Origin of the sequence: Vibrio sp. 10N.222.52.C12 (genome assembly GCF_041474215.1) — a bacterium.
Lineage (GTDB): Bacteria > Pseudomonadota > Gammaproteobacteria > Enterobacterales > Vibrionaceae > Vibrio > Vibrio crassostreae_C.
Window position 1 is genome coordinate 1 of sequence record NZ_JBFRTR010000134.1, and the last position, 16314, is coordinate 16314.

13 protein-coding genes and 2 tRNA genes are annotated in these 16314 nt (G+C 40.1%); 11 read left to right on the plus strand and 4 right to left on the minus strand.

All coding sequences use genetic code 11. The features are described 5' to 3' along the window. Nucleotides 1-39: 39 nt before the first annotated feature. From AB4623_RS21020 to yejK, 3 genes are all read right to left on the minus strand, one after another. Nucleotides 40-1218 (minus strand): chemotaxis protein, encoded by a 1179-nt coding sequence (locus AB4623_RS21020; protein ID WP_372147331.1) that lies wholly within the window; start codon nt 1216-1218, stop codon nt 40-42. A gap of 76 nt (nt 1219-1294) precedes the next feature. After that, complete coding sequence (locus tag AB4623_RS21025; RefSeq protein WP_372147332.1) at nt 1295-2698, minus strand: Hpt domain-containing protein; 1404 nt, start codon at nt 2696-2698, stop codon at nt 1295-1297. Nucleotides 2699-2803: 105 nt separating this feature from the next. Next, complete coding sequence (gene yejK, locus AB4623_RS21030; RefSeq protein ID WP_017061190.1) at nt 2804-3808, minus strand: nucleoid-associated protein YejK; 1005 nt, start codon at nt 3806-3808, stop codon at nt 2804-2806. An 84-nt stretch (nt 3809-3892) separates the two neighbouring features. Here yejK and AB4623_RS21035 point away from each other — a divergent pair, with 84 nt between their 5' ends. The 11 genes from AB4623_RS21035 (at nt 3893) to AB4623_RS21085 (ending at nt 14238) form a co-directional block, all read left to right on the plus strand. Then, nucleotides 3893-4120 (plus strand): YejL family protein, encoded by a 228-nt coding sequence (locus AB4623_RS21035; RefSeq protein WP_004734063.1) that lies wholly within the window; start codon nt 3893-3895, stop codon nt 4118-4120. A gap of 28 nt (nt 4121-4148) precedes the next feature. Next, nucleotides 4149-5957: a DUF3413 domain-containing protein gene (locus AB4623_RS21040; protein ID WP_017065981.1), complete on the plus strand. Its 1809-nt coding sequence runs from the start codon at nt 4149-4151 to the stop codon at nt 5955-5957. A gap of 138 nt (nt 5958-6095) precedes the next feature. After that, nucleotides 6096-6186, plus strand: a tRNA-Ser gene (locus tag AB4623_RS21045). Nucleotides 6187-6604: 418 nt separating this feature from the next. Beyond that, nucleotides 6605-6695, plus strand: a tRNA-Ser gene (locus tag AB4623_RS21050). Between the two features lie 89 nt (nt 6696-6784). Further along, entirely contained in the window at nt 6785-8134 is a 1350-nt protein-coding gene (locus AB4623_RS21055) for a tyrosine-type recombinase/integrase (protein ID WP_017089308.1), read from the plus strand. Then, the gene (locus AB4623_RS21060) at nt 8131-8922 is read left to right on the plus strand and encodes a hypothetical protein (protein ID WP_017089307.1); all 792 of its coding nucleotides are present in this window, start codon (nt 8131-8133) and stop codon (nt 8920-8922) included. Before AB4623_RS21055 ends, AB4623_RS21060 begins: the two co-directional genes overlap by 4 nt. A gap of 346 nt (nt 8923-9268) precedes the next feature. Next, a complete protein-coding gene (locus AB4623_RS21065) occupies nt 9269-10549 on the plus strand; it encodes a tyrosine-type recombinase/integrase (RefSeq protein ID WP_372099930.1) in 1281 nt (426 codons plus the stop codon). 1 nt (nt 10550) lies between these two features. Then, on the plus strand, nt 10551-11411 hold the full coding sequence (locus AB4623_RS21070) for a hypothetical protein (protein WP_372099932.1): 861 nt from the start codon (nt 10551-10553) through the stop codon (nt 11409-11411). 157 nt (nt 11412-11568) lie between these two features. Next, on the plus strand, nt 11569-12156 hold the full coding sequence (locus AB4623_RS21075; RefSeq protein WP_372099934.1) for a hypothetical protein: 588 nt from the start codon (nt 11569-11571) through the stop codon (nt 12154-12156). A gap of 248 nt (nt 12157-12404) precedes the next feature. After that, complete coding sequence (locus tag AB4623_RS21080; protein WP_372147333.1) at nt 12405-13955, plus strand: hypothetical protein; 1551 nt, start codon at nt 12405-12407, stop codon at nt 13953-13955. A gap of 121 nt (nt 13956-14076) precedes the next feature. Continuing rightward, entirely contained in the window at nt 14077-14238 is a 162-nt protein-coding gene (locus tag AB4623_RS21085) for a hypothetical protein (RefSeq protein WP_372099937.1), read from the plus strand. Nucleotides 14239-14383: 145 nt separating this feature from the next. Here AB4623_RS21085 and AB4623_RS21090 read toward each other — a convergent pair. Further along, nucleotides 14384-16314, minus strand: a 1931-nt coding sequence (locus tag AB4623_RS21090) for a DEAD/DEAH box helicase (RefSeq protein WP_372147334.1), incomplete at its 5' end; no start/stop codon positions are given.

Genomic DNA, 16314 nt, shown 5'->3' on the forward strand with positions numbered 1-16314 from the left:
GAGCGCCCTAGGGCGCTCTTTTTTGATCTGCTGATTTACTTATTTGTTGGCGGTTCGTTTACCCAACCAGTAACCGATACCTAACGGAGCAAAGAACACCACTAAGATAAACAGGATGAAGTAGATAATCACACCTTTGATTAACTCCATCAGTTTATCAATCGCAAGTACCACCACCTCTTGAGAGACGCGATCAAGGTCTTGTGTGAACAGTTCTCTCTCTGAAGTCACAATACCCGCAATCTCGATGCGCTCTTTCGCAATCATCTCTACAAGTGCTTCTCTCTCACGTGTCACCATTTTTTCTAAAGCCACACGTTCATCGCTCAACATCGCCAGTTTTTGGTCTGTTTTGTCACTAAGATCATTGAGCAATGGCTGCATTTCTGTCGACATAATAGAGGCTAGCGTTTGCATGTATTCTGGGTTGTTCTCAATAAAGTCTTGCATGCTTGCTGATGTTTGACGAAGGCTTTCTAGCGTCATCGATAGGTCTTCACCCGTTAGCGAGCTATTCAATGCAACCAACTCAGCTTTCCACGTCATCAGTTTCGGTGTCTGGTCAGCCATTAAGCTTAAGCGGTCTGATGCATCGCTCATTGCTTCTGGCATGGTGCCTAAACTCTGGACGATTTGCGATTCGTCTTTACCAAGGTAATTTAGCCATTCACGGTAAGCAGGTGTGCTTCTGAATGTGAGGTCTTTAAATGGGTGGCTAGCAGAAAACTGCGCAACGAACGCTTTGCTGTTTTTGAAATCACTCGAGCTCAATACACCCTTTGCCAGCTTCTCGGCTTCTTGATCAAGAAAACGAGCGGTCTCTACTGCATCATCCGTCGCGAACAGATCCGCGCCGTCGCCTTGGCTATAAAACTGATTCATTTGGGCAGTGAAAACCCACGAGTCAATTAACGCAGACATAGGGGAAGTTTGGTAAGCCGCTTGTTGTAAGCCCTGCTCTGCATGGATCTTCCAAAGCAACACATAAGATTGATGTAAAGTGTCATCAGCAGGATAAAATTGCGCGATGAGATCGGCCGAATCTTCTACTCGTGTAAAGAACATCTTGGCGTATTCACGCGTCATGATCCGAGCATTTAACTCTTGTTGAGTGAGAGGCGTCGTTTGACTATCTAACTTAACTTCTAAGAGAGAACAACCACTTAGCACAATGCTAAGCACCAACACCATCCAACTTCGACTCGAAACTCGTAACATATAAACCTCTGACAAAGACTAAGGGCGCTGATTGTATGAGCGCTTCGTCATAGTATTGTCAAAAATCCTGTAAAAGTTAACGCTGACTGTCTAAATATTCATGAGCAGAATCCACAGAGGCTTTTATAGCCTGCTCTAGTTCAGCTAAATCATGTTCACTGATCGCTCTGGACTGCTTCATTGTCATTTCAATGGTTGCGGCAATGATGGCTAACCGAGACGCTTTAATACTGCCAGCCACGCCTTTTAAGCTATGTACAATGCGAGCCGCGGAGGTTTCATCTTTGGTCAACAAAGACTTAAACTTCTCGTAGTCACCTGCGTGGTCTTGTACAAACACACCAAGCAAGAGTTCGACAGACTCAGCATCACCATCGAGCGTTTCTAACATGTCTTCGATATCAATCGCAGGCTTTGAATCTGTGACACTGGCAACGTGTTTCTCTGCTACGGGTGCCTGTTCAGGGACTCGCTGAATAGAGTCTTGCGGTACAACGGGTTGGCTTTTAACGTTAACGCTCTGCGGAGGTTGAGAGTCGGAAGACTGGCGCGTTGGCCTGTTCTCGGATACATAAGCGTCACTATCTGCTTGTTTCACTGCTGAGGAAACAACATCGCTATAAGAAGCGTCTTCCTTACTTGAATTAATTTCTAGTTCAGAGCTGAGTTCTTGGTCTGCTTCTTTCATCGTTTTTGTGGACCTAACGCCCCAAAACACTATCCCGCTCATCGCCACCAAGCTTAAGCCTAGCATCACCAACAATAGGTTGAATTGACGATCATGGAACTCAGCTTCGAGTTTTATGATCTGTTCATTTACTGAGTTTTTCTTAATCTTATCAACCAAATAGTTAAGCTGAGCGTAATCACTCAACAATGCTGACGCATCAGCCAGTAGTTGTTGGAGTGCATCTTGTTCTTCGTTTTCTAAGGAATAAGATTTTTCTAGAATGGAATCAAAGGCGCGATAAGTCGCTGACGAACTTTGATTTTCAGAATACATGGCTTCAAATACCACAACACCGAATTCGTTGAGGAGCGGTTTTAGCTGAGGGGAAAGCTCTTTATCAGCACGCAAGATCTTAATGTTATCAACGATGTCTTGAACTTGGCTTTCTATTGGAATGAACTCATCGAACTTTTCTAGGAACTGATCAGCTACGTACAACAGTTGGTTGACATCAGGACGAAACAAGGCGTGTTGGAAATCAGATTCAATCTGCAGTCGGATCGAATAAACCAACTGAGCATCGAGTGCGAGCTCATTGATACGAGAGACTCGAAGCGGTTCTGAGAAATAAAGCGATTGCCTCAATTCGTTGACTCGAATACCGAGCTCTTCGATTTGAGCTAGAGAATTGGTGTAGGAACGGCTTAGATTAAGAAGAGCCAATGAAGGAAGTAACCACAGAGCCAAGAGCACAACCAAAAAGGTGGCTGGTTTTTTAAAGCGTTTGGGCTTTGCTACTGATTGTTCCATCTATATTCCTTGTGCGTGTTAACTTGAAGCCATGACCGTAGCTAAAAGATTAAGCACAAAATAAGCGACAACGTCCTGCTGCCGCTTTTATCCGTTAACTTCTGACTATGACTTATTGCGAGTCAGTTGGTCACGTAAGTTCGGTGGAGTGCCTTTAATCGTTAGCGTGTCTGTCTCCGGATCGTAAAAGATACGTTCGCCTAGAAGCAGACTATCAAAACTAACATTCAAACCGCCACCAGCACCAACAAATTTTGTTAGTTTACGCATAGTTGCGCGATCGGCTGGGAAGCTGTCTTCTAACTCGTAGCCTTGCTCACTAGTATAGTCAAAGAAGCTTGTGCCATCTGTGCTTGCTGGCAACTCACCAGAAAGTTCACGAACTTGTACTTCATCGCCCGCTTTAAGCTGCTCGTTACAGTAATCCGCAACCTGCTTTTTGTAGCTGATCGCTTCTTCTTTCTCTAATTTAGAGTCAGAAACGAAGTCTTCTACCGCTTGCATCAGTACTTGGTTCTGCTGTTTCGCATCCAAACCGACTTCAGCTTGTAAGAAATCTAAGAAGAAATCCGCGACTTTACGGCCAACACGTCCTTTAATATAAGTTAAGTAACGGTTTGACTCTTTATCAGTCTCATAAGTAGAAAGGTCTAGGCGAGCCGCGATATCCATTTTTGAGATATCAAGGTAGTCAGTCGCACTAATATCAAGCCCTTCAGTTACCTTTAGGCTTTGGTTTGAAGGCAATAAACCAATGAAAAGGTAATCTGTTGCAAGTGACTGATATTCAGCCATTACCAAGATACCTTCGTCAGCGAATGGGTACTTTGATAGTTCGTCTTTTAGACGTTGCGCACTCTTTTGAGAAAAATCGTAAAAGTTTGTCTCACCAGCACGAAGTTGATGCAACCACTGCTGGAATTCGCTGTCAGATTTGAAAGAACCAAACCCTTTGCCTGCTTTTGAATTAAAAACACGGTGAAGTTCAGCAACTAGGCTTTCAGATGAAGCATCGTTTTCTAGAGATTCAGCACGATAGTTAACAATCAGCTCATCCTGATCGTTCTTGCTCAGCTGGTGTAAAATTACGTTGGAAAGGTGAAGGCTCATAGTGAAAATATTACCGTTCAGGTTTCAGTTGTCGTGCATAGTAGGTTATCATAAGCCGCTTTTACTATCATTATTAGAGTCCTTATGCCGATTATATCTAAATACACAGATGATCAAGTTGAAAAAATCCTAGCTGAAGTAGGTGCTGTACTAACTAAGCACAAAGCTTCGCCAGAACTTTCACTGATGATCGCTGGAAATATCGCAACCAATGTCTTAAATCAGAATGTTGCTGCTTCACAACGCAAAGGAATTGCTGAAAAATTTGCCGAGGCTTTAATTTCTTCTCTTGAAGATAAAAAGTCTCACTAAATTTGATTGACGGATAAAAGAATTATAAATGGTAGACAGCGCAAACTCATATAGCGATCGTGTATCTCGACTGGTTGGTTGGGGTCACTGGTTTGCATTTTTCAACATCATTGCTGCGATGTTGATTGGTACTCGTTATATTACTCAATCTGCTTGGCCAGAAACCTTGCTAGGCCAATTCTATTTGGCTGCATCGTGGGTTGGTCATTTTGGCTTTTTAGTGTTCGCGCTCTATCTATTAGTGCTGTTCCCGCTCACTTTTATTCTTCCGTCGAGGAAGTTATTACGTTTGGTTGCCGTTATCTTCGCGACCATAGGTTTAACTGTCCTACTGATTGATACCCAAACGTATCAAAATATAAACCTCCACCTGACGCCTGTCGTGTGGGAGGTTTTATTCAGTGGAGAGGAATCTGCATTCACGTCTGATTTGCAGCACCTCTTCATTGTTATGCCGCTTATCTTCTTACTACAGCTTGGTCTGTCTGAGTGGGTTTGGCGTAAGCAGCGTAAACTGTCTCATAAACACATTGGCCGTCCGATTACTGCCGTCTTCTTCTTGTGTTTCATCAGCAGCCACTTGACCTACATGTGGGCTGATGCGTACTTCTATAACCCAATTACTAGCCAGAAAGCGAACTTCCCACTGTCTTATCCAATGACAGCGAAAAGCTTTATGGAAAAACATGGCCTATTAGACCGTGAAGAGTACCTTGAGCGTTTAGAAGCGAACAAAGAGAACGTAAACCTAGTTAGCTACCCGCTAGAAAAAATTCAATACAACCGCCGCAGTGATGATCTTAATATCCTGATGGTGAGTGTGAACAACCTTCGCTCTGACGCACTTAATGCGACGGCGATGCCAAACAGCTATGCCTACGCGCAACAGTCGATCAACTTCACCAACCACTACAGTTCAAGTAACGATATGTTCGGTATTTTTGGCTTGTTCTACGGCCTACCGAGCAGCTACGCAAGCAGCATTGAAGCTCAGGGGTCAAGCGCAGTATTGCTCGATGTTTTAGAGAATCACGATTACAAGTTCGCTGCTTTCAGTGGCGACAACTTTAGCGATGCACTTTACTCGGATATTATCTTCCGAGGCCGTGATGTGATGCCAGAGCAAGCAACTTATGATGACCAGAGTGCCATAAAAGCTTGGTCTAACTGGATTCAATCACCGCAAGCTAAACGCCCTTGGTTTAACTTTATTGAATTAACCACACTGGATAACTTCGCCAGCTACGATTCAAGTTCAGAATCGGACTCTACGCTAACGACAGCAGAGCGTTTTGCAGCAGACTATCAAAAGTCGGCGACAGCGGCCGATGCTCAGCTAGCAACTATCTACGCTGAACTGGAACGCTTAGAGCTTGCCGATAACACGGTGGTTATCATTACCTCTAACCACGGTACTGAGTTTAACGAAACCAAAACCAACAGCTGGGGTGCAAACTCCAACTACAGTCGTTATCAGTTACAAGTACCACTGTTTATCAGCTGGCCTGGCAAGTCTGCTTCTGAATACACCCACCGTTCTAGTCATCTAGACGTGTCAGTAACACTGATGCAAGAGCTATTGGGTGTATCTTCGAACCCAACAGATTTCAGTAGTGGTCGCAGCCTGTTTAATGAACGTAACAGAAAGTGGATTCTCGCGGGCGACTCTCGTGAACTTGCTCTTGTTACTGACCAGCAAACAACGGTGTTGGATAAATTTGGTAACTACAAATTGTACGACCAAAATTACAAGCGCCTGAAAAACGTAAGCCCTCGCTTACCTGTGTTGATGCAAGGCCTGACAGAGCTACAGCGTTTCTACACAAAAAATGACTAAATAATCAGCAAACAGCAAAGGGAAGCCAATGGCTTCCCTTTTTTATTGCCGTGAATGATTAGAAAACAAGCAACAAAACAAAATTATGAAAATTAAGGGTTTACAAGATCCTCCACCCCTTATATTATTCACGCCACTGGAGGGATGGCTGAGTGGTCGAAAGCACCGGTCTTGAAAACCGGCAACCGTTAATAGCGGTTCTAGGGTTCAAATCCCTATCCCTCCACCACTTTAAAGAAAGCCGCTGAGAAATCAGCGGCTTTTTTGCATCTGAAGCTTTTTAAAATATAAAGCTCATCTAACAAAACTCTCTACAGTCCCAGTTTCAAACCCATTCACTTTATACCTAGTTTTAAATTCCGATCTCACCGTTCTAAACTAAAAGTTCATGCGCCTAAGCCACTCCCCTCATAACTTTACCTGCAAGCCAATTAGATACTTTCTTTTTTAATAGCACAGAAACACTTCACGTATAACAAAAGTTGGGAATACTTGGCTTATTGAATATTAGATTTTATCGGCTTCTTAATAAACCGAACAATAAATAATCATTCAGAACAAAAATACCAAAAAGCGTTCATAAAAAAAGCAGTCAGTTAATAAGGGTATTTACAAGCGAAAGCCACCCTTATATTATACGCGCCACTGGAGGGATGGCTGAGTGGTCGAAAGCACCGGTCTTGAAAACCGGCAACCGTTAATAGCGGTTCTAGGGTTCAAATCCCTATCCCTCCACCACTATTCTTTACGCATTAAGCCCTTGATTTTCAAGGGCTTTTTCGTATCTAAAGTACTGCAAATCACTTTCATGACAATGAGGTGAGACAATGTACTTACAAAAAGCGCCTAACGGCGTATATCAAACGCGAATTTGCATCCCTAAGCTTCTACGTAAAGCTGGTTATCCATTTGATATCAAGGTTAGCCTGTTAACAAAAGAACGCTCTGAAGCGATTGAGCGCAACTTCACGATTGCACACTATATCAAGTCTGCAATAAGCCAAATCGAAACTTCAACCCCTCCCTCGTTCTCACTATTCAAAGTGAAATTGAATAAGCACATTGACGCTATTCGCAATAACTTCAAATCAGTCTCCAAACCTATTTATCCACCAACACCTGCATTTATTAATTTTCTTGAAGAAGATTACTCAAGCGATCTTCCTGCCGACATTGATTTGACGAATCTAGAAGAGGAAGAGCCAAGCGTTAAAGATACGATTGCTGTTAAAGTCATTTCATTCACTGAGCTACTTACGTATTTCTTAGATAGTAAAAGTAAACAAAATATCACTGCTCTGACACATCACCAGTTAAATCAGCGTATTGCGTACTGCATCGGTTTCCTAGATTCTCACAGCATCAGACCAAGTGCTGTTAAACGTTCTAATCTGATGGATTATGTTGATCTATTAACTTCAGAAAAACGTTCTGCTAAAACCAATAAAGCCTATCTCGCTTCAGTCAAACAATTTTTCAGTTGGCTTAAGTTGAAAGGTTACATATCTGAAAACCCCACAGAAGGCTTGAATCCAAACTTTAAGAGCAAGAAACACGCATCAGAACAACGTGATAGATGGACTCAAGATGAGTTGATGCTGCTATTCACGAGTACAGAATTTGCCAAGCAATCTGAAGATTTCAAATGGATCACTAAACTACAGCTATACCATGGGTTACGCACTGGTGAAGCGTGCCAGCCATATGTCCAAGACATTATAATTAATACTGATATCCCTTGTTTACGTGTTACAGATCAATTCAAGGATCAGCATCTAAAAAATAAACACGCAGTTCGCACGATTCCACTCCACCCCCTCATTCGTGATGATTTTATACAGTTTTATCAGACTCGTTTAACCAAAGGGGACGTTCCACTTTTTAATTATTCCGCTTTAGGAAAAGATAAGGATTGGACGAAGAGATATCGAACTCAATTTGGAAAACTTCAAACCAATATAGGTATGCTCGCGGGAAAGCGACCGACAGCTTATGGGCTGCGTCACACATTCATAGATGAACTCAAAGAGCGAGATATAGCTGAACATAGCGTAGCTGAGCTAGTGGGTCATACAAACCCAAACATGACATTTGGCCGATACGGCAAGAAGCATAAACTTGATAAATTGCTTGAAGTCGTGAGTCAATTTGAAATGTCGTTTGGAGAGTCTTTATGAAAATGTTAACGCCACTATTACGTCAAGCTCTCATTAAAATCCTCAGCCGAGGAGCCTCGTACAGAGAGCAACTCGATCTATCAAGTTTTTTGAAGTCAGGCGTAACTGAACAACAGATAGCAATAATTGATTCTTCATTAAACTTGCTTAAAGAGTCACCATATCTTAATCATGATGATTTTGTAGAGTACGGATATAGCGATAAACAGATCCTAAATACATTGGGTGATATCGAAGCATTTAAATCACTTATCGGTATTGATACTTATCGCTATGCTGACTGGTTAGCGCACAACAATCTCAATCCAAATGATAACTTCTGTTTACCATATTTGGTTTATCAACATTTCATTGGCGAAATTCGTGAAAGTCATATGGAAAATAGCACCTACTTAAATGAAAACTTCAGAGTTCTTTTGGGAGCGGAGGCGTTAAGTTGCTTAACTTTTAAGTGTGGAAGTAATTTTAGAGTCCCTGTAGATGAATCGGAAATGATCCCTTTAATTCTTTTATCACGAGCAGGTAAATACACTCGTGTGAAGATCTCTGACGACAGTACATTTCTTACACTAATCTCGGATTCTCAGGAGGTTAAATTAGAAATCAGAGTTTATGCTAGTCAATTAACAACCCCCGAACACATTGGAATTTGTTTGATTGATGATAGGCATATCGTCACTGGTTTTCACCAAGTATTTAAGCTCTCTGACTTTGCTATTCGTCATAAAGCAAATTTAAATGCGGATTTAATAGAAGAGCTTAATTTATTTAATATGAGCCTGAATTAGAGATCCCACGTTCGTCATTTTTAGCTGATAAAGTGATCAGTGTCACTTTATCAGCTTTTTTCTAAAAAAAATTGAAAACAATTTTGGCGGTTAAAAAATCTACAACTCTTTTCATTTCATAAGCTTATCGACATCATAATATACAAGACAATAATATATCGTTATTTATCAGACACTTAGGTTAAATTCTGCTTGAAGTCGGTATTGTATCCCATAAAAAAACATGATTAGATAATAAGCACATTCACAACGAGCCATTCAAAAACATAATAATAATGAGTACCTTCGTGTACCGCTCCGTGAGATGAGCACCCCTTTTGGTGGCCTAATTTTATAGGTCAAAACGATGAACCCTAAAAAACAAACAAAAAAAACAAAAACACTAAAATCAAGAACTCAGAAGAGTCGTCCAGGCACTCGCCAGTCAGAAGTTTCTCTTGATAAAGGCGATTACCCACTCAACTCAGTGGCAAAAGCCGTTTGCCATGAATTGACAACAAAAGAGCTAGAGGTAGCAGAGTCAACTTATAATGCTATGAAGACTCATGGTCGGCATATCATTAGGTATTTAGGTAATACCCTTCTTTTTGAACTCGCGATCGAAGATATTGATGACCTTAAAACCAACCTCCTCAAACAGGGAAAAAAAGGGAAGGTTATCAATGGTTGCTACACTATCTTACGAGCTATTACTGCCAAAGCGTATTCAGCAGATCATCAAAAGAAAGATTTAATGGATAAAATTGATAATCTTAAAATTGTCAGCGATGAGCCGTTCCCTTTTTCCGAAGATGAGGTTCGACAGTTATTATTGACAGATACCGACTATAAACTAGCAAAATATATGGTTATTTTCGGTATTTTAACTGCTCAGCGTATTAGTGAGCTTTTGTGCTCAAGCTGGGAAAATGTAGAATATTTTACCGAAGAAGGTGTTGAGAAATGCAGGTTGTACGTGGATTTAGCGAAACCACTGAAAAAGTACAAGATAACTAAAACCGAAGAGTCAGAGCGAGTAATTGAATTACCACCAGAGGCAGCTCAACTTCTTAGAAAACTAGAACACATCACGGGTAACAGAGCCCCTATCACAATTGATGTTGTACAGAGAGATAACATCACAGTGAAGACTGAGAAACGTAGATTCATTTTCTACAATGAACAGACAGGTCATCCATGGCTTAATCCGAAACAATTCGGAAAACAATTCTTTACTGACTTCCTCAAAAAGGCAGATGTTGCTCATCGAGGTCCTAACCAACTTCGACACACAGGTGCCTCAATCCAATTTAATAATGGTGTGAGTGTAGCTTGGCTTGCGGAGCTGCTAGGGCATCGTGATGTGAGTATTGTCGAGAAGCACTATGCAAAACGTAATAAAGTGAGCCTGAAGAAAGAGCAAGCGAAAGCTGATAAAACAGTAGCAGAGCTTTTTAAAACTACTGATGAGCACAGCATCATTGTGCCTAAAGTGGTTGTACAACCCGAAAAAAACAAAGACTCTGTCGATATTGATGATAAAGAATTTATTCAAAGCCTGATGCAACTAGCTCGCTCAGCAAAAACTGACGCGCATAGAGAGCAGATTTTTCAAATCATTGACGATACATTAAGTAGAGGTAAGTAACATGACTAACCTTACCCTGCCTTCCTCTCTTCCTGTCTTCCTCGGGCAGGAAGGAACCATAGACGCATTGCGTGATAAGTTTGCTCTTGAGCTGAAAAGAAATGGATATTCAGCAGAGAAAGGAATAACCATAGATGAATACGCTTCTGCCTTTAGAGATTTACAGACCGCTCCAACATCATCAAAAGCATTGCAAAATCGAATTGGCGGCGAGTTTAAGCGCGTAGTGATCGCTTTTAAAATTCTTACACAAGCGACTAAACCATTACCTCTTGTTCGTGATAAGTCAGCTTGGTTTTTGGAATCCGAGAAGCGCTTAAATAAGGTGATTGAAGATGAAATGTCAGCCGTTTGGACAGCATTTGATACCGAAGTACAGAATTTAGTTAGTGTTCGAGTACAAGAGTCAATAAATCAAATTAATAGTTTAGAAAATGAGAACAAGGAGTTAATAGAGTTTATTGATGAGTTGCAAAAGCAAGCCAAAGAAACTAGCTCATTTCAAGCCAACTGTCACAAATTAGAAACTAAACTTGCTCACACAGAGCAAGTTTCTTCTGACTACTTTAAGGCACTCAATACTGTTGAAAAAGAGTTAAAAACCCTTCTCTTAGTAAAGAGTGAACTCACCTTGATGCAGTCCCGTTATGAGATGATGGAGAAACAATGTGCTGCGCTTGCCGAAGATAAGCAACGTCTCATTGAAGATAATACTAAGTTCTTAAATATGGTCACACATCTTCAAAAGCATCGTATGATTGAGCCTCACGAGCTTAATGATGATTATCTATCTGACGAGTTTGATCCCCATGAATTTTCACCAGAATTCAGCGAGCCTTCAGAATTGCCGCAAAGCACTTAAGCAACCGAAACCAAAAGAGCAAGGTTACCCCAACCCCGTATGAATTCTTCACGGGTTTGGGGAGCTAAGCGGCTGCTTAGAATCGCTTGGGCTGCGCCCAAACCCCTGAAAGACCCCAACCATAAGCATAATCAGATCTATTTAAATAGGCGAAGATATGACCCAAAAATACAAGAAAAAACAGATAGAAGAGCACTATCTTGGCAACTCACAGCTCACTTCAATATTTGAACAAAAGCTTGATTACTGTGTAGAGCACAACATTAAAGTCTCCAGAAACCGAATGAAGAAAACGACAAAGTTAAAACCAGCTGAAGTGGATGCTCTTTATCATCATTACTGTGAAACGAAAAGTACTCGTATCGAGATGAACTGCTCTTTGTTAGATAAAAAAATATGGAAACATAAGGCTAAGCAAGCTGGAAAAACAGTGTCTCAAATCGCTTCAGAATCGCTGCATAAAACCCGAATCATTGTCCCGTTTGCTGAGCAAACACGTAAGGAGATGCTTGGTGTTATCAATGAGCGTGTGCGCTTTAACTCTCTTCTTAACCAGACAGTGAAATGGTGTAACACGCATAAGTCGGGTGCAGAAGCGATTCAAATATTAATTGAGTTGAATCAGCTTAATAAAGCATTTGAGCAGCATGATCTTCGAGTAATGGACATTTTAGCTAACCCACATGTTGACCACAAGTATCGAGTTGCAAAAGTAGATCCCTTGGCGGTGGAAGCATGGCAATAATCTCTTTATTTAGAACAAGTGGTGCTGGTCAATCTAACCCGCAAGCTGCGACTAACTACCTGTATGGTCCCTTATGCAGCCTGATAGATGAACAGAAGAAAGAATACAGCGATGCATACCAATTACGTCAGTTAGCCCGAGAGGTTAATGACATACAGACAGAATGGGAAGCAAATTACATTCTTCAACAACAGAAAGGTAAACGCAGAGAGCCGCCACCTGAGTCTATCAATGGTAATCGTAAAGCAGTGGAGTATGCAATTGAACACAATCCGCATAAACATAAGTACGTAAGTGGTGTTATTGCTCATGCTTTAGAAGACACAGAAAAGCTGCAAGCTAATCCTGAGGTTGAAGCTGAATGGCGAGAGCTGTTTGAAGATCTTTGTTTTGCAGGTTTCCCGAAAGAAGAAAGATTGATTGACTGGGTTCGCCATAAACACCAAGGCAACATTGAAAATCACTTTTTAATACCCCGAATCCACCTTGCTACAAGGTTGTCTTTTAACCCAGCGCCACCTGGTCATGAAAATGACTTTAACTTGCTTCGTGACTACTTAAATCTAAAGCATGACTTAGCCAGCCCACTAGATGCCATACATAGGAGATTAACTCAAAATAGCAAAGGTTTTGATAAGCGCTATAAGCTCAAGAAAGAAATAAATCGATGGGTGAGTGACATGATCACTAATAACCGAGTGAATAGTCGTGCAGACATTATTCGAGCACTAAATAGCGATAAGTTTAAACAAGCCTCTGACGTTACTCATGTCAGTGAATCTAAAAATTTTCTACGTTTGCATTTTAAAGATCGAAAGAATCTACGATTGAAAGGATTTGCGTTTACAGACCAGTTCACTTCAAAAGAGTCATTAACTCAATCGGCAGAGCCACGGCAAAACAAAGCGCTGCGCCTAACTGAGCTTAAAAGCATGCTTGATATTGTGATAGCAAAACGAGCGAACTACAACCAGAGTCGTTATAAGTTAAATGACAGTCAGTCTGATCTAAACGTGACAGTAGCTCATTATTTACCTCAGAACTCTCATTGGATGAAAGCTCCTGCCATTTATGCCTCTCAGTCAAGTCCTAGCTTACCTGTTATGCCTGACTTTAATGAAAACCTAACGGGATACGACATGCTCATACAGTTAGAGCGAAGGAAGGCTGCGGCTGCGCAGATTGCCCTTGAGGCGCAAACATCACAAAACCAAAAGCAATTGAAAATTATTCAAGAACTAACGGACACACTATTAAAAGAACGAAAGTATGAATCACATCGAGAAGCAATTAGCGTCAGAGTTGACCACCTTAACCAAAGAGCAGCAGACTTCGAACGAACAATTTCTGACATTGGTAAAAACGCAAAACGAGTACTACCTACAAATGATCAAGCAAATTCAAGAAGAGTACCAGCAGGAACGCAAGACGATATTGAACGACATTATTCAAACCAATCAGATCATTCAGAAAGAATATCTAGCCTCTGTAGAGAGCTTGAAGGGGCTATCGGCAGCATCAAACGAAATCTCCGTATCCACTCGACAGCAAATCAAGAACTTGGAACATCGCTTGAACATGCTGGAAAGCTGGCAGAAAGACAGCGAGACAGCTATCTCGAACTTGGTCGAGCTTTTGAGCTTATAGCGTCTGATTCAAAGTTGAAAGCACAGCTAAAATCGCGTTTAAGTCGAAATGAAGCTATGCCAAAGAATAGCAATAAGCATAATCAGATAGAAAGAGCACTGTCACGACTTAAATACAGTAAAAACCAGAATATCCATACGTTTGAAAAATGAACTGCGATTTGACATTTAACCAAACAATTACAACAGGTTGAAAACTAAAACACCAAAGTTCATAGCCTTACTTGGACACATCAACTATTATTTAAGTCACGTTGTGTATGAGGATGGTCACATGTCGAAAGAGTTTGTCGTTGAAGTAACAGAAAATCATGATGGAGAGAGCTTCATCGAGTTACCTGAAGAGATCTTGATTTCACTTGAATTGAAAGAAGGCGATAAGCTTCTTTGGAAGCGTATGGATAGTGAAGTTGGATACCGTCTTAAGAAAAAGTGAGTTTATATCTAACTCCTTCATAATGACTCCCTGTAACCATTCGAAGTAGTTTAATCTTTTGTTAAGTAACAAAAGATTAAACTGATGCATCGTTAGAAAGTATGACCTAGAGAAGGCTAGTTAGCACTAATTCCATTGAGTTAATTTATAGATGACTCATTTCTAAAAAAGCGATACTGTTCTTATCTAGTTTCGCCAAAATATTAGCTATATCGATGGACGTAACAACGTTGTCTTCATTAAACTTAATGAAATCTTTGTGAAACTTATTTAACTCTGAAGCAACAGATCTGCTAAATCCGTAATTTTGTAATGCAATTTCATACTTATCATTAGTACCTAGTTCTAGATAGGTTGAAAGATTAATACCAGCATGCTCGCCCCCTAAAGCACTTACTAAATGCTGATAGTAATTATTTATATACAACTCTAGCTTATAACCTATATCATTCTCTATAGAAGATATGACACCATTTATTATAGCGTTCACATGAGCCTTATTTGACCTATCGAACTCCTCAACTGGTCCACCAGGTCCAACAATTACAGTTGAGCTAACCTCTAAAGAGTTATTAATAATTGCTTTTAATGGAAACCCATGAACCCATTGTTGGGAAATACGGTAAAGACGGTCAATTTGTGCATTTGTAAACTTTAACTTATAAACTTGGCAAACTCTTTTGAATAATGGGTAAGTATCTGCACCGTTTAATGAACTCAAAATTAATGGTTGTTCTTTTATGTCAGAAATAACATTGATATGACGTTCTATAGAAATATTGTGTCCAATAGAAAACAGCTGATTTGGTATTTCACTTATCCCGCTATCTCTAAATTTATCTTCTAAAGCTTTAAGTAATCTACGATGAAATTTTTTAGGAACCAGATTAATCAAGCGAGATGACTGATTAGTTTGCTTATTATCTATATAATCTGATAGAACCATATTTGAAATTTGGTCCATTATTCGCTCTTGCTTCTGATCATTTAATGCACCGTTCTTAAGGACATTAATAATTTTCTGACCTCGCTCGAAGCGCTTTAATGCCGATGTATCTGCCTTAACGTCATTCTTATTGGCAACAAGATCCGAGATGTTGCTCCAACTAGTAGAAGCATCTCGGATACAAAAAATATTACCATCCAACTCTTTCGTATACCTTCCAGCTCTTCCCGCTAAATTCCAAAAATCTAATTTATTTTTGTTGGTAATATTACTTTTAGTTTTAAATGATCTTAAGAATAGGTTTCCCGTAGGTAAATTAACTCCTTCTAACAATGTAGACGTACAAAATAAGTAAGAAATATCACGAGATTGATAAAGTCTTTCGATTATACTTCGCACACTTTTTGGCAGGTCTGCATTGTGAAATGCTACCCCTTTAAGTAATAAGTCAGAAAGAAAATACTCATCATGGACCAATTCTTTTATATTTTTAGATGCAGCAACTAAACTAGGATTTGTTAACACTGGTAGATTTTCAGAAAAAGATACCGCATCATTCACAGATCCAGATTTTGAAGTACAGTAAATTAGGGAAGAATTGGAAGTAGATGTAATGCTTCTAATAAAAATAAACATATCATCAAATTCCAAAGAATCCGTATGGTTCTGAAATTTCTTATTCACCTCGTTATAGAACTGGCTAGTTTTATTAACAAGGTCTACAAAAAACAAATTTTGTGTAACGGGACCTTCTATCGCTTCAATCGAATTTTGACCATCAAGTCCAAACGATTCTAAAAATACAGAAGGGTTACTTATAACGGGGGAGCTAAATATAACTTTGCAATCAGGCAGCCTTTTTCTAACTTCTCGAATAACTTTAAAAGCTGTTATAGAACGTTCATCATCATCTCCAAGTTTGTGGGCCTCATCAACAATTAACACATCAATTGATAATTCAATATCAGCATAGACCAAATTATTAAATCGCTCTGGAGTCAATATTAATATATTTACTTTGTCGTTTTGGTAGGATTGAGCACTTTTTGATAAATTAACGAAGTCCCAGCCTTCTAATTTTATAGTTTTTCTAATTTCTCTTAGATATTCTTCAATAAGTACTTTTGTAG